The following is an 18,708-nucleotide window of genomic DNA, read 5'->3' on the forward strand; positions in this document are numbered from 1 at the left end:
TAACTTAAAATTTTATTTGTATAATAGCTTTAAATTTTCCTATCTTTATATTTTCAAGAGGATGAGCGTATTCTATACCTATGTTTGCGGCTGTGCTTATGGTCATATAAAGTTTGCCGTAAACCGATTGGTAAATATCGGCCGTATTTTTTCCGGCGTCTAAAAAGTTAAAGATTGTCCTGTATCCTGTTGTAATATTTAGCCTGTTAAAAAATATGGGAAGCCATGAACTTCCTGTTTGAATATCATAACTTAAAAGATTTACCTCTCCCTCAAAGCCGAATCCGTAATTTAATTTTCCCGGACGGATAACTTTTTTTACGTTTTCATATTCGCTCATATTGGGAAGATAAGATGCCATACCCATTAAAGCCGTACTGTTAAAAAATCCGTAACTACCGGTGTGCGGAAGAGCAAAGGCATTGTACCCGAAATATGAGCTCAAGTTTAATTTAATCGGAACTATAGGCGGTCTAAAAGCTGCATAGGCTTGAACGGCAAGAGCATTTGTTTTTGAAGAAAAATGGAAGCCGTGTTTTAATCCGGCCGCCGCTTGAAGCATTATAAAATCTTTTGTAAAAAAATTCGTGTTTAACTTTTGAGAAGATTTTTGATAAGTATAAACGGCGGACAATTCTTCGGATAGGACAGGATTTCCTAATTTCTGTTCATAAAGAGTTTTTGCACTTTTGTAGGATGAGCCGAAAAAGCTGAATCCTTCAATAGATAAACCGGCTTTTCCCGAAACATTATGATAAAAAGAATTTAAGGGCAGGAACAATTCGCTTTCTATGCTGCTTCCGATTTTTCTATATTTAAAGGATTTATTTTCATCATAAAATTTAATTTGGATATCGGCAGGCCTTGTTTCCGCTTTGAGTAAAATTGAAGTTTCATAAAAAAAAGGTTTAAAATAAAAAAAAGAAAGCGTTTCAAAATATAAAAGATTTGTAGGATCATTCCAATATAACTTTAGACCGATTGGTACGGTTTTGTTTTCTCCTAAGAGCTCTGAAAGATCAATGATGGGCAGGGGAAAGGGTTTATGTATCCACGAAAAATAATTATACTTATCCTTTGTTAAAATATCGGTATTAGGAATTTTTGTTTTTATTTCTTGAGCCGAAATTTCGATAGGTTTTAACGATGCCTTCCTTTCAGTAAAAAGTGAAGAATCTATTTTATAAAGCGAGTTGTATTTTGTAAAAACTCCGGCATAGATAATTTCATATTCTTTAGTATCTTTTTTTTGTCTTACAACAGGGAAAAAAGTACCGCCGGAAATATCTTTTTCCAAAACTTTTAATTCATTTGTTTTTAAATTAAAAAAAGCCGACCTGTAAAGATTATCTTTACCCGCCCAAGAAAAACTTAAAACAGGTTCTTCTTCCGAATTGTTGCTTTGTAAATATCTTATTGCAGGAAGCGGATTTTCGAATTCAAGTTTTTGTATTTTTTTTGAAACCGTATCGAGTATTAGAATGTCGCGGTTTATTCCGTTGGCGGCGATGACGGCAATTTTGTTTTTGCCTGCAAATACCGGATTGTAAATAGCCGAATAAGGAAGTCCCGGACCTGCCTTTAAAAGACCGGTCTTGGAAAGACCTTCTTTTTTTTCAAAAGATTCTTGATCGATTAAAACAAGTTCGGAAAACTGCCCTTTTATTTCGATTCCGCAAAGCGTTTCCCCGCAAAAGGATGCATACCTTAAAGACGGATATTCTTTACTTAAAAACTTTTTTTTCTGCATGTCAAAAATGATTGCCCTATTGTGCTCGCCGAGAGGGATGTTCACCAAATCGCTTACCAAAAGAAATTTCCCGTCTTGCGAAAAACTTAAAAAAGAAAGGGTAGGGTTAGCCGTAAAAAGTTTTTCTTCTTTTCCCGAATCGTCAAAAAATATTACGTTTTTTGTTGTAAAATCAAAACAGGCAAAGCCGTCTTTAGAGCTTGCAATAAGACTGAAACCTCCGGCTTCCTTAATCGGATTTTGAGGACTGAGAGCCTTTTCGGGAAAGTGAATGGATTCCAAAAAATTATTCCAAAGTTTATCAAGTTCCTTGTCAAAAATCTTTTTTGTTTTTCCCTGAGGAAAAGAAGAAAGAGGATTAGCCCAGTATTTTACATAGGTTTCTATTCCGTAAATTTTTTGAAGATATTGGGCAAAGGCTCCGCCGTAAATATAAGGCCAAAGACCGCCCGGGTAAATATCTCTAGCTCCTGCCGCCTGTTTCCATGAAGGACTTGCATTTTCAAGCCGCCCCTGCATTAGGTGGTGCATTATTAGAGGATCGTTTAGTCTGCCCTGATCGTCTTCTGCACTTTCGTAAGAAACGGCGACACCCTCTGTAAAGGACATGGGGAGAAGGGGTAAAAAATACGTGAGCGAAATTGCATGGGTTAATTCATGATAGAGGACTTTTAAGATTATATCGCTTAAATTGCTTAGCTGACCTTCTTCCGGCAAGGTATCAAAAAGAACAATCCTGCGGTATGGAAAAAAGGTATAATAACCGTTTAAGGCTTCCTTTCCGCCTTCAATATAGATGGGCATTCTTTTTGGAATTTTACGGTTTAGTTTTTGAGAGATTTCTTCGGCATAATTATCCGCATGTTCCGAAATTAGGGCTGCCGTCTTTTCCGATATCGGAGAATAAATTATATCGAAATACTTTGTTTTTTGAACAAAAAGATTTTGAGCATTTAGCTGTATAAGTGCACAGGTTAAAAAGGAAATAAAAAAGATGAATTTTGTTTTGCATTGCATATTCTGCAATTATGCGTAAAAAAACTTAGGCTGTCAAGTCGAGGACGGCTGCCGGAAGGGGATTTCCGCCGTAGCCGATATTTTCGGTTTGTATCATCGTATTTTTGATTTGATTGTGGTAATAATCCAAAAGCCCGTCTATTTGGTTTTCGCTTATTTCCGATTCGAGTTGAGCTGCTGCAGATTCCGTAAGTTTTGCTTTTTGAGCTTCATTGGTTTTCATGGATACAAGTTGGTCTATTATTGAGTTTAAAATGCGCAGCTTGTCGATACTCATGCCCGATTGGCCCTGAGCCTGAGCAAAACCTGAAACATATTTAAAATGGGAGTAGAGGACTTGGCTTGCCTTGACGGGCACAAAGGCTCTTCCGCCGGCCGAAATCTTAGGCATTGCAAGTTGAGAAAGGGCTTGAAGCGGCGAACTGTTTGAAACCATCTATATCCTCCATACACTTAGATTATCGGACTTTTTTTAATCGCCTTTAAGTGAATAAAATTTTATTTTTTCGTCAAATTTATGTCAAATTTATTGAAAATCTTGTTCTTTTGTGATAAAATGTATCTACTAATTGTAATGCTGATTTTTTGGAGAAATTATGTTAAAAAATGAGGGTGTAAACGAGAAGGTCAAATTCTCAATCGGTGCTAAACTGATAACTATTATTTCGATTTTGGTTGTGTTTTCTCTGGGTACTATAACAGGCCTTGTTACATGGTTTGTAGGCGAAGATATTCAAACTATGTCTGAAGAAAGCAACAGGACGGTAAATTTTCAAGCCGGAGCTGCGGCAGAAAAAGAACTTTTGTCGATAAAGGCCAATGCTTTTTTGTTCTTGGATGTTCTTAACTCAACGGAAACCGGGTCAGGCATAGCAAAGCAGACTGCCGATTTTTATTTTGAAAGAAACCCTCAGGTAGCGGCTGTTTTGGTTACCGATGCAAGAATGAATAAGCGTATTTATCGAAAACTCGTTAGTACCAACTTTTTTCTTTCCCGTGAGTTGGATTATTCCGCCATCGACGAATTTATCGAAAATGAAATGGATACGGCTATTCAGGCGGAAAAAGGCATAGAGCAGGTTATAAATGCTTCTCCGTTTTTTGGAGAGTCCATCCTTGTTCTTTTTTACCCTTATAAGGAAAAGGGCTTGGATCAGGGATTGGTAATCTTCTTTTCGGCTGAGACCCTATCCGAGAATATAGGTACGGGAAAACTTCAAACAACCTATCTTGTAAATAATTTGGGCGATATTTTAATTCATCCCGATTTTGAGCTTACCAAAAACGGAATTAACATAAGCGATTCAAAACTCTTTATAGAAATGCGCGAAAAAGGCGACATGAACAGGCAAATCCTTTTTACCGACAAGGAAGGAAAAAAACAGTTCGGTGCATACAGAAAACTTTCGATAGCCGATCTTGCAGTTCTTACCACGGCCGAGGCCGATAAGGTTTTGGAGCCAGTAGTCAGGTCAACCTTTAAAAATGTTACTTTAGGTGTTGCGGTTTTAGCTCTTGCAATCCTTTTTATCTGGTTTTTCTCCAAATCGATCAGTTCTCCGGTTAAGGCTCTTGCCTCGGCTGCCGGCGAAATAGAGCAGGGAAATTATGAGCTTGATCTAAAGGCTAAAACAAAGGATGAAATAGGCCTTTTGACAAATAGTTTCGTACGAATGGGTAAGGGCTTGGCTGAAAGAGAAAGGCTCAAGGATTCATTCGGCCGCTTTATCAACAAGGAAATTGCAGAGCTTGCTATGAAGGGTGAGCTTGCACTGGGAGGCGAAACAAAAGAAACAACTATTTTCTTCTCGGATATACGCTCCTTTACGGCAATTTCCGAAAAACTTGAACCGAATGAGGTTGTAGAATTCCTCAACGAATACATGACACAGATGGTAGAGTGCGTAAACGATACCCATGGTGTAGTAGATAAATTTATAGGCGATGCAGTTATGGCTGTTTGGGGTGCTCCTACAAGTGCGGGAAATCCGAGAGAAGATGCTCTTAACTGTATAAGGGCTGCTTTAAGGATGAGGGCTGCACTGATTATCTTCAATCAAGGAAGAGGAGGGGACAAAAAACCGATTATCCGCATAGGCTGCGGTATTAACTCAGGTCCTGTAGTTGCAGGTCAGATAGGTTCCAAAAAGAGGATGGAGTACACGGTAATAGGCGATGCCGTAAACTTGGCTTCCCGTACCGAATCCTTAAATAAACCCCTTGGAACGGATATTCTTATTACCGAAAACACTTACAATCTTGTAAAAGATAAGGTTTTGGTTGAAGAAATGCCCTCGGTTACGGTTAAAGGAAAATCGGCTCCTTTAAGAATGTTTGCGGTTATAAATATGCCTGAAGAAACCGGCATTCCCGGAGCCGGAGAAAAAGGCCCGAAGACTTTGGCGCAAATTAGAGCAAAATTAGGAATTCCTACTCCCGATTTGAATAAGGTAGATGTAAATGAAGATGAAAAGAAATACAACATCCAAGCACAAAACAAACAGTAATTTTTTAGACCTCGTTGTGGTCATTGTTTCTCTGGCGGTTATATTTTTTGACTTGTTTTTGTTTGTAAAGGAGCTAAACAGAACATTTGAACGCATGGATACTCCCATAGCTACCATTGAATATAAATACAAAACCGTTCAGCGTAAATTCAACGATAGAGCCGTATGGGACCGTCCCGTTCAAAATTCTTATTTATATAACGGAGATACGATAAGAACTGCAAATGAAGCTTCTGCGACCATTCATTTTTTAGGAAATGAAGACGCAGGCAATGTAGTCGAGGTTGATTCAAACACGATGGTTCAGATTTTTGCCAAAAATGAAGAATCGGAACTTAATTTGAATTTGGGCTCGGTTTCGGCAAAAACGGCAAACAATAATCTACATTTAAAATCGGATAATGCTGACATAAACATCGAAAAAGGCTCGGTATTGCATGTGCAAAAAGGTGATGCTGAAAGTCTTCAGCTTGCGGTAGAAGAAGGTTCCGTTTCCGTTACCGGCAGTACAAGCGGAGAAACCGAAGTTCTTGAAGCCGGTTCCGTTTTACAGCAGGGCAAAGAAGCAAAACTAGTTATGATAAGCCCGGGCAAAAATACGAGGCTCTTAAATCAATCGAGGGATGATTTAGGTGTCGATATTAAGTTTAAATGGCAATCTTCCTTTTCCGGTAATGAAGAAATTTTCCTTGAAACTTCTCCTTTAAGCAATTTTAGCGTAGATACTAAAAGATATGATGTTAGAGGTTTAAAAGAATTTACCGTGCGGCATGACAGCGGAGCCTTGCATTGGAGATTATCGGCCAAGGCAGGCGCTGAAAGCGAAGAGACCGTATCCGGAAAAGTAACGGTTATAAAGGCCCCGGCCCCGGTAAATCTTCTTCCCGAAGCGGAAAAAACCTTTGCATATAATACGAATCCTCCCAATATCAGATTTTTATGGGAAGGTAACGATCTTTCTTCATATTATACGGTTGAAATCGCAGACAATAAGAATATGGAAAATCCTAAAGTAGTCAAGAATTCGAGTACGGAATCTTTTTCGCTTTCGGAATTGACGGAAGGAACTTGGTATTGGCGTGTTCTTCCAAAATACGGATTCGATTCTTCATTTAAAGCTCAAGCTTCGGATGTTTCGATTTTCCAAATAAAAAAGACCGAAGAAGGCGAAAAACCTAAACTTCTTCATATGAAAAAAGTTATGGATACCTCGAAGGGAAAAGGCCTTACTTTCTCATGGAAGCCTAATTTGGATGCTGCAAAATACAGAGTAAAAATAGCCAGAGATAAGGCGATGAGCGATGTGCTTATAAACGATATAGTTATAACGAGCTATTTGGACTTAAAAGAAGCTTCAAAACTTTTGCCTAATGGAGAGTATTTTATGACCGTTGCCTCTCTTGATGCAAAAGAAAACGAAATCGGCATAAGTGATGTAGCCTCCTTTATAACTATGGACTCCGAGATTATTTTACGTGCCGTTTTTCCGCCTAATGATTATAGTTTGCTTCAGCCTCTGACAGGAGACACTTTCTTTACATGGAAGAGTAATTTCGATTCGGAGCAGTTTTTTCAGGTTTCGGATACTGAAGATTTTAAAACTCTTACCGTTAATAAATCTACCAAAGGTTTAGGCATTGACGGCATTACCTTACCTGAAGGCAAATGGTATTGGCGCGTATGTACCGAATTGGACGGAAAGCTGTATACATCCGATATAAAAAAATTAAATGTTATTCCTCTTCTCGATAAACCTGAGCTGGAAAATGCAAAAAAAAGTATTGTAATAGTGCCCGGACGTAAAAGCAAATTTAACTGGAAACCGGTAGAAGGCGCAGATTACTATCAGGTAAAACTGACAGACAGAATTCCCGGCTCTAAACCTTTTTATGAAGACCTTTATGCTTCAAAAACCGAAATCGAAATTGCTATGGGTAAATTTGAAGACGGGGACTACATATTGAATATACAGGCTTTTGCAAATGCAACATTGACTTCAAGCCGAAAATTTGGAAAGTCTCAGGCACACGGTTTTGCGGCAAAACATTTGAGGCCTGTAGAGCTGTTAAAGCCTGCCGAAGGTGAAAAGATTGACGGTATTGAAGCCGCTTTGAATCCTTCTCAGGCAGAGTGGTCGTCCGTTCATCCGCCTGTAGGTGCCGAATTTATTTTGGAAAAGGTAGGCGTACGCACCCCGGTTTTTGCTTTAAAAGATGCGGGGTATAAGGTGCAGCTTCCGCCTTTAGCATCAGGAAAATACCGCTGGAAGGTTATAGCCGAAACTGAAGACGGCTTCGATATTTCGTCGGAAAAATATTCCGCATTTACGGTTTTGCCCATACCGCCTCTTCCAAAGGCAAGGTTTGTATTCCCGGGCGAAAAAGAAGTCTTAGGAATTCCTTTCTTTTCTTCTCATCGAAGTATAGTCTTTAAGTGGAAGCCTGTTGATAAGGCAACTCATTATGTTATGAAAATATATAACGAAAAAAACAAAGTAATTGCAAGCACCGAAATTAAAGCAAAATCGGGAGCAGAGGATCTTGTTTATGAATTTAAGGATTTAAGCAGATTATCGCGCGGTGCATTTTTTATAGAAGTTATTGCGGAACGGCGTTTGGACAGCGGATTGGTGTTTCAAAACGGAACTCCTTCAAGAAAACGCTTTGACATCGATTTACCTAAAAAAGATAATGTAGAAACTGATGAAACGGGAGTCCTTTATGGAAGATAAAAGAGTATTTATCAGGAATTTAGTGATTTTATTTTTGCTGTTTTTGTTCTCTTTGGGAGCCTTTGCTCAAAAGGTTGAAGAGACTAATGAAGTAAAGAAAAATTATATTATTGAAACGGAAGGGAAAAAAACGGTTTTTTATCAAACGCTTTCTTGGGAAAATGTAGAAGGTATCCTGCATTTTGAATTCGAGCTTGAAAAAAAAGAAAAAAACGGCAAGTGGCTTGTTGTAGATAAAAAGAAATTAAAGCAAAATTCTCTTGAGGTTTCATTACCTGCCGGAAAGTACCGGTACAGGATAAAGGTTATAAACCTTCTCGGCCAGGTTGATGCGGTAAGTGCAGACCGTTATTTTGACATTCTTGTGGCCTATCAGCCTGAGACTTCTTCCGTTTCCCCTGCTGCAATCTATTTTGATGAAGAATATAGCGACATTGTAAACATTACCGGTAAGCATTTTAGAGAAGAGACAACCTTTGCTCTTCAAAAGGAAGGTGGAGCTCCTATTTTCGGCAAAATTGTCGAAATAAACCCTGACGGAACTAAGGCAAAAATAAGTTTTAATATGTTGAGAATCAATCCGGGACAATATGAATTTGTTGTTACCGACCCAAGCGGTTTAAAAGATTCAAAACAGAAAATGATATTTAAATTTCAAAAACCTATTGATATTTTTCTGTCAGGCGGTTATGCCTTTAACGGCTTTGCAGGGAACAAGCTTTTTAAAGAATACTTTGGAAAAAATTTTGCCGCCTTAAGCGGTGTTTTAAGGTTCAGCCTTGTACCGATAAAGCGGTCCTACGGAAACTTCGGTTTTAATTTTACCGGTTCGGGAATGTATTTAAGAAAAAAAGACTCGGATTATACCTTGTCTGCAGGTCTCCTTTTAACCGGCATACAGGCTGTTTATATGAAATCTATAATAAGACACCGCCTCAATTTTGATGCTCACTTAGGTTTCGGCACTGCATTTATGGTAAATACACAATTTGTTTTTTCCGGGTTTGAAAGCCCAAAATCATGGTATTGGGGTTTGACAATGAATTTAGGCACAGCCTTGCAGGTTTATGTTTATAAAAAATTATATATCGAAGTAAATCTCGATCATATAATTCCATTTAGAAAAGGTTTCCCCAAATACATAGTACAGCCTTCGCTCTCTGTAGGGTGGGAATTCTAGTATTGGAGTTTTTTGTGAAAAAGATTTTGAGAATTTTAACAATTGCAGCGGTATTACTGACAACTGCCATTGTATTTGCAAGCTGCAAACAGTTTTTAGAAGACCCTGAAGAATTCCTAGGCTACTGGTCTAGCGAAGTTGTTCCTATTGACTTCAGTATTGATAAGCCCTATCAAACGAGTAATGACGGAGCACTGTGCATACCGTCTGCAACTGACGTAATTCTTACAATTAAACTGCGTAATCCGAGAAAATTTAGCTTAGTTACGCCTACGCCAACGTCCTCAGAAGCAGATGTGCAGAAGATTATAAACTTTCCCGGGCTTTTAACGCAGCCGACATACGGCACGCACTACACTTTAGAGCAAACGCCCGACAAAACGGCATTGAAGCTCACATACAAGCCAGGCTTTTTGAAAGACCATGAGTGGGGCATGGGTAACATAAGCCCCGAAATTACCCTCACTTCCACAGACGGCAGACCATTCAATAAGAAGTTCAGTCTGAACCTAAGGGCGGACACAGCTCCTTCTTTAGAATACAAGGGAGTTGGAAAAACGCAGGTAGGAACGAAATGGTACTATGTGCTCATATTCCAAGCAAAGAACGTGGACGATCCGCTGCCGCCGCCTCTTGATCATCTACATGGAGATATAAAAAAGCTGTCCGTAACGGGCGGTGATTCGGCTGACATAGTATTTGGAAGTACAGGCTTTGCTGCAAGCGGCCGACTGCTTGCTTCAGCCGAAGTTGTTCAGCTTGCAAGCGGTGAGGGACCGGCAGCTCCTTTAAACTGGTCCAGCCTTAATGACAATTCTTGGGCATTGCGTTATAGAACCGATACGGAAGTAAAGACTGCAAGAAAAAACTATACATTCACTCTCATAGATGAAGCAGGCTTAAAATCTTCTGACATTCACGTATCAACCCCTGCAACGAAGGCGGAAGATGCAAAGCTGTACTATAATTCAAATGACATATCTACACAAGCCGGTAACTCAAGCAGTCCGTATCTAATAAGTACCGAATCGTCGATTACGGTTAAGGCAAAAACGGAAACAATAGGTGCGACAATAAGGGGTACACTCTTCAAGAAAAATTCCAGTACATGGTTGGAGGTTAACAACGGCATCAACAGCGGCTCTAATACCGAGGTTGATATAACGTTGGAGGCTCCATCTAGTATCGGTTCTGAGATAGAATATAAAATAAGCCTGACTACAGGCGGAGACGGTTTTGCTGATGGCACTGCTAAAGAGTTTTATGTTAAAGTAAGAAAAGGTACGACGATAACTATTAACAGTGGAAGCAATGCATGGACAGAGTTAAAAAATGCGGTAGAAGCGACCTCTGTCGACATAATCAAAATTACCGGCAAAATTAAAGCTCCTGGACCGAATAACCAAATTGATGTAAGTCGAACCGTTAAAATAATGGGCTCTAATAAGAATATCGATATATTGGATGCTGATGATAAAACCTTTATTTTTAATATGGAGCTATATGGCATATTGACTCTTGAAAAGCTGACGCTCCAAAATGGAAAGAATCTCGATACTGACAAAGGCGGCGGTGCGATCTACAGTGGTTTATCAGGAGAATTGACAGCAGTAGATGTTATTATCAAAGACTGTGAGGCAAAAAATGGAGGCGGTATTTATGTACACAACCATGGTAAAATTATCTTGATAGATACGGAAATAAAGGGTTGTACCGCAGAGGCAGACGGCGGCGGCGTGTATGTGGGTGTAAACGGTATATTTAAGATGCATGGCGGCACAATTAAGAATAATATGAGCACTCTGGGAAAAGGCGTTTATGTAGCAGGCGCTCCTTATCCGGGTATGAGTGACGGTGAGTTTATCATGGGCGGCGAAGCCTGTGTAGGGAAATGGGAAAGCAACGGTACCCTGCAAGACGGCAATGATGTGTATTTAGGAAAGAACTCGATAAGCGACTACCTTGTCAAAATAGAAATTGACAAAAGTGAACCTATAGCGAAACCAAAGGCTGCCTGTATTACTCCGGAATCCTATGGTGTCGACCAAACGGTACTAATGATGTCGGACGGCAGTGCGGATGTAGGGGCTTATAATGATAGGTTTACAGTAACGCCGGAAGATTTAGGCAGCGGCAATACGCAGACATGGTCAATAGATGATAATGGGCAATTAACAAGATATACGAAAGTACGGTATGATCAGTTGGAAGCCTTCCTTACTTCGCCTCAAGCTTCGTCAACCGCAATAAACCGTATCGAAATAACAGATGAGATACCGCAAAATCACTTTGCTAGCGGATCGGGTGCCAGCGCTCTCGGACAAAAAATACAAAAAGCCGGTGCTAAAAAACTTGCGCTTAAACTGCCCGCCGGCATTTCAGGCGTTACTTCGATGAAAAATTGTTTTGTAAGTTGTGGCAACCTTGTTTCTCTGGAGAACATTCCTTCAGGCGTTACAAATATGAAGAACTGTTTTTTGAACTGCACCGGTTTGACCACAGCTCCATCTATTCCTGATGGTGTTATGAATATGGAGGGCTGTTTTCAAGGGTGTAAAAAATTAACCACAGCTCCCACTATTCCTGATAGTGTTACAAATATGAAGGACTGTTTTTTGAACTGTACCGGTTTAACCACAGTTCCCGGTATTTCGAATATGGTGATGGATATGGAGGGCTGTTTTAGAGGATGTACAGAATTAATGATCGGTCCAGATATTCCCTCAAGCGTTACGAATATGAAGGAATGTTTTTTGAACTGTACAAAGTTGAAAGAAGTAAAAATTAATCGTGGTTATCATGGCTGCCGTTTTGTCAATGCTTTTCAGGGCTGCTATGACTTGAATGCAGGGGGAATAAAGGTTCCTTCAATTTATCTTCAAACCTATAAGGATAATGCGGCCACTATGGGAACAAGTGATACTAAGTTTTCTGCAATAACACCTTAATTAAACCTGGTGTAGTAGTAATGCTTAATTAGGAAGTTGTTCCTAATTAAGCATTACAAATTTTTCAATTTCTGCTTCGGAAAGGCCTGTTATTTCTTTAATTAAGGCTATATCAACGTTTTTTAGCTTCATAAGTTTAGCTGTTTCTTTCTTAGCTACATAAAAACCTTTATACCATTATATTTGTAGGAATTATTTGAAAAAAATAGTAAATTAGAAAAATATTTTTATAAATTGGATTAAACTAAAAATTTGATAACAATGCGGGTTCTTAGGGGCGCAGCCCATAAGCGGAATTTTGGAGAAAGGAGGGGTTATAGGGGAGGGTAACAACCAACGCAGTTTCAAGGTCAAACACCTTTCTTCCGAAAAAGGGTCTTAGCCTCGAAGCTTCGCCGGCTGTACTTCCCCTAATTTATAGTTTTTCAATCTCTTCTTCGGGAAGGCCTGTTATTTCTTTAATTAAGGCTATATCAAAGTTTTTTAGCTTCATAAGTTTAGCTGTTTCTTTCTTAGTACTATAAGCCCCTTCCGAAAAACCTTTATACCTAGCGTCCATCTCAAAGGTTGACATTAATCTATATTCCTGCCTTGCCTGTTCATTTTGTTTTACTGTTTGTATCATTTTTTCTATCCTCCTTGTAAATTCACTTTTTGCCTTACCTGTTTTAAGGTATTCTAAAAATTCCTTTAATTCTTTGTCTTTAGTGTTCTTAAATGCCTCTGCGTTTATTATAATCTTTTTTGTTCCATCTTGTAAAGATGTGTTTTTATCTTCAAGACAGATATTTTCAAAGGTATAAACAGATCTATTTTTGCCTAGAACATCAAATAAACAGATAAAAATTATAAAGCTTTCATTTAAATCGTTATAGAAATTCCCTTTATCCAAGAACGAAATATCTATAGCTGCTTGGTAAAACCTCATTCTTTTAGGTATATTCTTCTCGTTGCTTACCTGCATTTCCACATCATAAAATTTACCGTTTTCAGTTTGTACAAGAACATCAAACCTTACGGATTTAGCTTGTTCGTAGGCGTTAATATTATGTTGTACCGAGATATAAGTAATTTTACCTATTGTGTCTGATAATATCATTTCAATGAGCCTTTTACACAAATCCGGATTTTGCATAACTTTACAGAACATAAAGTCATCTTGTAGTGTTAAATCTTCAAACCTTTTTACCATTTATTTTCTCCTAATTTTTTTATTTTTCTCCTCCCTATTATATTTGTAGGATTTATTTGAAAAAAATAGTAAATTAGAAAAAAATTCCTTTGCGAAGTTGAGCGTGAGCTCAACGCTTTGCGCTCGCTGCGGTTAAATAAAGGAATAGAAACCGCCAAGGCCGCAAGGAACGCCAAGGGTAAATTAAGTAATATAAATATTAAAACACCATTAAAAAATTCTTTGCGTCCTTTATATCTTTGCGGTTAAATAAAAAAACTGCCCTTACAAAAATGATGGAAATGTGGTATAATAGAACAGGTGAGGAGGCAGCTATGAGTACGGCAAATAGAAAATATAAAGACTCGGTGTTTGTCGATTTGTTCAGTGAAGACGAAAAGGCAAAAGAAAACTTCTTATCGCTATATAATGCTTTACATAATACCAAACTTACAGCAATAGAGCAGTTAAAAAATATCCGCCTTGATCAAGGCTTGTACATGACGTTTTATAATGATGTATCATACCTCGTGGATAACAAAATAATAGTACTTGCAGAACATCAATCTACTATCAATCCCAACATGCCTTTACGATGTCTTGAGTATGTCAGCCGTCTTTATGAAACCCTATTTGAATCAAAAGAAAAATATAGCCGTAAACTCCTAAATATTCCAACTCCTGAGTTTTATGTCTTTTACAATGGCGAGGATTCCTACCCATCTGACAAGATTCTAAAACTCTCAGATGCTTTTATAGAAAGAACAACAGAAATTAACCTTGAGTTGACCGTTAAGGTAATAAACATAAACAGAAAAAAACGTCATCCTGTATTGGAAAACTGCCGGACAATACAGGAATACAGTATATTTGTAGAAACGGTAAGAAAATGGAAAGAAATAGATCCTAAAACCGGCTTTCAAAAAGCTGTTGAAGAATGTATATCAAACAATATTTTGCGTGAATATCTAAAACGCAAAACTAAGGAGGTATTAAATATGTTACTAGCCGAATATGATTATGAAACCGATATAGCTGTACAACGAGCGGAAGAGCGTGAAATAGCTTTTGCTCAAGGAATATCACAAGGAATATCTCAAGGTTCATACCAAACAAAACTTGAAACAGCACGAATATTAAAACAACTTGGCGATTCCGTAAAAAAAATAATGCAAGCTACAGGTCTCAGCCAAGAAGAAGTGGAATCGATTAATTGATTGGTAACGGGTAACCTTGCTTTTCATAAGTTTAGCTGTTTTTCTCTTATTTAACTACTAATGATCCATTAAATTATACTATTCTTGGCGTTCTTTGCGCTCGCTGCGGTTAAATAAAGGAATATAAACCGCAATGGTACGAAAAAGGGTTTAGCCTCGAAGCTTTGCCGGCTGTACGCCTTGAAGCTCCGCTGGCTGTACTTCCCCTAATTTACAGTTTTTCAATCTCTTCTTCGGGAAGGCCTGTAACCTGCATAATTTTTTGTATCGAGTCTCCCAACTGTTTTAATATTGTAGCTGTTTCTATTGACTTTTGCTTTAAGCCTTCCGAGAAACCTTTATACCTAGCGTCCATTTCAAAAGTAGACATTAATCTATATTCTTGTCTTGCTTGTTCATTTTGTTTTACTGTTTGTATCATTTCTTCTATCCTCCTTGTAAATTCACTCTTTGTTTTGCCTGTTTTAAGATATTCTAAAAATTCCTTTAATTCTTTGTCTTTAGTGTTCTTAAATGCCTCTACGTTTATTATAACCTCTAAAAGGGGAAGGGGCACCCCCCCGTTCCCTTACGGGCTTTGCAAGTCAGGGCGGTGGTTTTACCTCGAAACGCCGTTGGTTGTGCCCCTTCCCCTTTGACCCCATCCCTTTTTACCTTGAAGCTCCGCTGGTTGTACTCGCGCTGCCAAAGGACTTGCAGCCCTTTGGAATCCCGCATTGTTAAATCTTCAAACATTTTTAATCATTTGTATTCTCCTATTTTTTTCACATTTTCCCTATAAAAACTTTTTGCAGCAAATATCAGAGCCTTTCGGCTCTGTTCTGTAAGGAAATTTTTCATCGTATCCGCGAAAGCGGATAGCAAATAAATTTGCGAAAAAAGTTTTTTCCGTGCTTTTGCAACAAAGTGAAAAAGCACATATAATAATGCGACGTTTGCCGAAAGGCAAACTCGGCAGATAAACAGTGAGGCTGAATTCCTGCCGAACTGTTTATCATACCTCCCTATTATATTTGTAGGATTTATTTGAAAAAAATAGTAAATTAGAAAAAAAATTACTTTGCGAAGTTGAGCGTGAGCTCAACGCTTTGCGTCCCTTGCGGTTAAATAAAAAGTAAACTACAGAAAGGGCGGCTTACTTTTCAGGCAGGCTGTCCAGAGGTTTTTCTTCTTCCGGGGCCTTTGAGATAAAACATCCTTTTTGATTATTTCTGTGCTGAACAATTATCCGAGCATCAGGATTTTCTCTTTCTTTAATTCCGGTCATTAAAAGGGGATATATTTTAGCCTCTTTTTTGGGGCTTCTGTTAAAGATTAGGATCAAGGCCTCGTCTTTAAAAGCATCCATCATGTAAAAATCGCCGTCCCCGTCGCCTGCTATTAAAACGGGAGCTTTGTTTTGGTGTTTCGGGGCTAGGACTTTTTTTATTGCTTCGGCCTTTCCCTCTTTTCTTGTTGCAGGAATCGAGCTGTCGTCTATAACGGTAAGCTTTTTATTTTCATCAAGGAGTCTTCTTCTTCCGAAAACGTTTTTAGTGTCCAGCTTATATCCGTATTTTGGGTTGGAGGCAAAAACTCGGACATTGTCTTCTTGGGAGGCCGAGCAAATATAGACTTCGATTCCGTTTTTCCTTAAAGCCGAAAACAAGTCTTGCATTTCTTCTTGAACGCGCAAACCCTTTCTATAGCCGCCCTCTACTTCTCCGGTTCTTCCTTTTAAAACCGATGAGGAGCGTATCTTATAAGTTTTTATTTCGTCTTTTAGGCCTTGGTCTATCGCCGTTTCGGTAAGGGCCGAAAGTTCTTCTATCGTCATACCGGTGCTTACGGATTGGCCGATGTCCACACCGCAAAGGGAGGCTGCTCCCCGCATTAAAACGAGCATCTTAGCCTTAAAATCTATAAACTCTTCGGTCAATGTAATTTCTGCAAGGCTCATTTTTCCGCTAAAACCCAAATAATTTTTATATAGAAACTCGTAGCGTTCGTTTAGATCGTCGGAAAGTTCTCCGGCAGTTAAGGCTCTGCCTTCAAGGTTTATTGTATGGGGCAAAATCTCGTCTTGAGGAATTCCCGCCCTTATGGTTTGATTAAATTCTTCAGGGTTTAAATTAAAACAAAGATTTTCAATCTGGTACACAAAAAGATTATCCTGTGTGTCATAAAAAATTGAAGTAAAATCCCAGTCAAAAACGGCATAATTCCCGTTAAAGGCCTTTTCGCGTATCAGTTTTTCAAGCCTCTTTTTATTTTGAGGCTCCCAGTTTCCTGTCTTTAAAATTAAAGCATCATCGTTAAGCATAATGGCATTATGAATAAATTGCAAAATAAAGTCAATCGGAGGGAGAAGAATTGAAAGTTTATGGTTTGATACTATGGCCGTAATACTTCCATGCAACCGATATGGTAGTTGAATGACCAAATAATTACATATATTCAATTAAAATTCTTTTTGTTTTTTGCAGCCCTTTTCAAAATTGTGTCATTGTGATACACTTATGCTTATGAAATGTGTTGTTTTTACCGGAGGCGGAACGGGGGGGCATATTTTTCCCGGACTTGCCGTTGCCGAGGCCTTGAGCTCTTCTTTGGAATGTAGAATAGTTTGGATCGGCTCTGCTAAGGGAGTTGACCGCAAAATAGTTGAATCTTCCGAGCTTTACTCGGCTTATCCTTCAGTTCTTGAATTCATAGGTATTCCTGCCGGAAAATTGAGGCGGTATTTTAGTTTTCAAAACTTTATAGATGTTTTTAAGGTTGCGGCAGGCTTTATAAAGTCCTTTTTTATTCTTTTAAAGTTAAAACCTATTTTTGTTTTTTCTAAGGGCGGCTTTGTTTCGGTGCCTCCCTGTGCCGCTGCAAAATTCTTAAAAATTCCGGTTATCACTCACGAGTGTGATTTTTCGCCCGGCCTTGCAACAAGGATTAATTCTAAATTTGCAAATCATATTTTGGTTTCATATCAAGAAACGGCGGAGCTCTTACCGGCCTCTCTCCGCTCAAAAGTTATATGTACCGGGAATCCCGTCCGCTTAAGTTTTTATTCGGGCAGGCCTGAAAAGGGACTCTCCTTTTTAAACATAAAATCGGACTTACCTGTTTTGTTTGTTTTAGGCGGAAGTCTAGGTGCAAGACAGTTAAACGATTTGATTTCAGATTCAATCGAATATCTTGTAAGGCGTTTTGTTGTGGTTCATCAGATTGGGGAAGCCAATATGGATCAGGGACAAAAAATTAAAGATGGTCTTTTAAACTCTTCCCCTGAATTTGCAGATAACTATAAACCCTATCCCTTTATAAAAAAAGAGATGGCCGATGTTTTAAGCCTTTCTTCGATTGTGGTGTCGCGGGCAGGTGCCAATACGGTTTGGGAATCGGCAGCTGCCGGTAAGCCTATGATTTTGGTTCCTCTTGAAAAGGGAAGCTCCCGCGGCGATCAAATAGAAAATGCCGAATTCTTTAAGAAAAAAGGTGCCGCAGAAATTCTTTTGGGTGAAGATGTAAGGCCCGATATTTTTATAAGGCTTTTACGGGAGCTTGGTTTTGAAGAAAACATAAGCGGAAACGAAAGGCTAGAAAAGATGGCTCTGGCCTCAGCTGCCTTAGCAGGTGAAAGACCTGCCCTTGTAATTGCAGATTTTTTAAAAAGCTTTTTTACCGTTAAGGATTAGGAACTTTAAATAGATGAGGATAATTAAATGATGGAGAATAATTAAATGCGGATAGGAAGTGCCGATATAGTTTTTTTGATTATATTAAGTTTTTTTGTTATTAAGGTTACAGTAACCGGTTTTATAGACGAGTTTTTTTCAAAGGCTGCGGTTATTGTCGGCGGACTTATAGCTTTTTTATTTTATAAATTGCTTACTCCCGTAATTACCGAGCTTCTTGGAGGAAAATCCTTATCTGCCGTGATAGCCTTTTTGATTTTATTTTTATCTACTTATTTGATTATAAAATTGGTGCAAGTTTTTTTAGGCTCCCTTTTTTCAAGCGAGTCATTAAAAAATTTAGACAGGTCATTGGGTTTTTGTCTGGGTCTTGTAGAAGGCTTGATTGTTATAGGAGTTATCCTCATGCTCATCAATATTCAAACCTTTGTTTCATTCGATAAAATATTAAGTGAAAGTATTTTTGCGAAAATCCTTTCTCCTTTTATTTTAGATATAACTAAGCAGTTTTAGGGT

At 38.5% G+C, this 18,708-nt stretch carries 12 protein-coding genes; 7 read left to right on the top strand and 5 right to left on the bottom strand.

The genetic code is table 11. The annotated features are described in order from the left end of the window. Window positions 1-4: 4 nt before the first annotated feature. Both HO345_RS03655 and HO345_RS03660 read right to left on the bottom strand, forming a co-directional pair. On the bottom strand, window positions 5-2,767 hold the full coding sequence (locus HO345_RS03655) for a hypothetical protein (RefSeq protein ID WP_253683941.1): 2,763 nt from the start codon (window positions 2,765-2,767) through the stop codon (window positions 5-7). 25 nt (window positions 2,768-2,792) lie between these two features. Next, window positions 2,793-3,203, bottom strand: a complete 411-nt coding sequence (locus HO345_RS03660; RefSeq protein ID WP_253683943.1) for a hypothetical protein — start codon at window positions 3,201-3,203, stop codon at window positions 2,793-2,795. 160 nt (window positions 3,204-3,363) lie between these two features. Between HO345_RS03660 and HO345_RS03665 the strand changes: the two genes are divergently transcribed. From HO345_RS03665 to HO345_RS03680, 4 genes are read left to right on the top strand one after another with little or no spacing between them, the layout of a single operon-like run. Then, window positions 3,364-5,274 carry an adenylate/guanylate cyclase domain-containing protein gene (locus HO345_RS03665; protein WP_253683944.1) on the top strand — a complete coding sequence of 637 codons (1,911 nt, stop codon included), beginning with the start codon at window positions 3,364-3,366 and terminating at the stop codon, window positions 5,272-5,274. Next, on the top strand, window positions 5,228-8,005 hold the full coding sequence (locus tag HO345_RS03670; protein WP_253683946.1) for a FecR family protein: 2,778 nt from the start codon (window positions 5,228-5,230) through the stop codon (window positions 8,003-8,005). Before HO345_RS03665 ends, HO345_RS03670 begins: the two co-directional genes overlap by 47 nt. Beyond that, on the top strand, window positions 7,995-9,185 hold the full coding sequence (locus tag HO345_RS03675; RefSeq protein WP_253683948.1) for a fibronectin type III domain-containing protein: 1,191 nt from the start codon (window positions 7,995-7,997) through the stop codon (window positions 9,183-9,185). The genes HO345_RS03670 and HO345_RS03675 overlap by 11 nt, the downstream gene beginning before the upstream one ends. A gap of 14 nt (window positions 9,186-9,199) precedes the next feature. Next, window positions 9,200-12,133, top strand: coding sequence for a leucine-rich repeat domain-containing protein (locus HO345_RS03680; RefSeq protein WP_253683950.1), 2,934 nt, complete (start codon window positions 9,200-9,202; stop codon window positions 12,131-12,133). 415 nt (window positions 12,134-12,548) lie between these two features. Here HO345_RS03680 and HO345_RS03685 read toward each other — a convergent pair whose 3' ends face one another. Beyond that, on the bottom strand, window positions 12,549-13,325 hold the full coding sequence (locus HO345_RS03685) for an Rpn family recombination-promoting nuclease/putative transposase (protein ID WP_253683952.1): 777 nt from the start codon (window positions 13,323-13,325) through the stop codon (window positions 12,549-12,551). A gap of 314 nt (window positions 13,326-13,639) precedes the next feature. Here HO345_RS03685 and HO345_RS03690 point away from each other — a divergent pair, with 314 nt between their 5' ends. After that, window positions 13,640-14,521, top strand: a complete 882-nt coding sequence (locus HO345_RS03690; RefSeq protein ID WP_253683954.1) for an Rpn family recombination-promoting nuclease/putative transposase — start codon at window positions 13,640-13,642, stop codon at window positions 14,519-14,521. A gap of 211 nt (window positions 14,522-14,732) precedes the next feature. On the opposite strand, the gene HO345_RS03695 is transcribed toward HO345_RS03690, so the two are convergent. Further along, the gene (locus tag HO345_RS03695; protein WP_253683956.1) at window positions 14,733-15,077 is read right to left on the bottom strand and encodes a hypothetical protein; all 345 of its coding nucleotides are present in this window, start codon (window positions 15,075-15,077) and stop codon (window positions 14,733-14,735) included. Between the two features lie 579 nt (window positions 15,078-15,656). Further along, window positions 15,657-16,823, bottom strand: coding sequence for an HAD family hydrolase (locus HO345_RS03700; protein WP_253684583.1), 1,167 nt, complete (start codon window positions 16,821-16,823; stop codon window positions 15,657-15,659). A 202-nt stretch (window positions 16,824-17,025) separates the two neighbouring features. Here HO345_RS03700 and murG point away from each other — a divergent pair, with 202 nt between their 5' ends. Together murG and HO345_RS03710 are read left to right on the top strand one after the other, a co-directional pair. Next, entirely contained in the window at window positions 17,026-18,192 is a 1,167-nt protein-coding gene (murG, locus tag HO345_RS03705; protein ID WP_253684584.1) for an undecaprenyldiphospho-muramoylpentapeptide beta-N-acetylglucosaminyltransferase, read from the top strand. Between the two features lie 45 nt (window positions 18,193-18,237). After that, window positions 18,238-18,705 carry a CvpA family protein gene (locus HO345_RS03710; RefSeq protein ID WP_253683957.1) on the top strand — a complete coding sequence of 156 codons (468 nt, stop codon included), beginning with the start codon at window positions 18,238-18,240 and terminating at the stop codon, window positions 18,703-18,705. The last annotated feature ends 3 nt before the right edge of the window (window positions 18,706-18,708 follow it).

The sequence above is a fragment of the Treponema denticola genome (assembly GCF_024181645.1).
GTDB lineage: Bacteria > Spirochaetota > Spirochaetia > Treponematales > Treponemataceae > Treponema_B > Treponema_B denticola_A.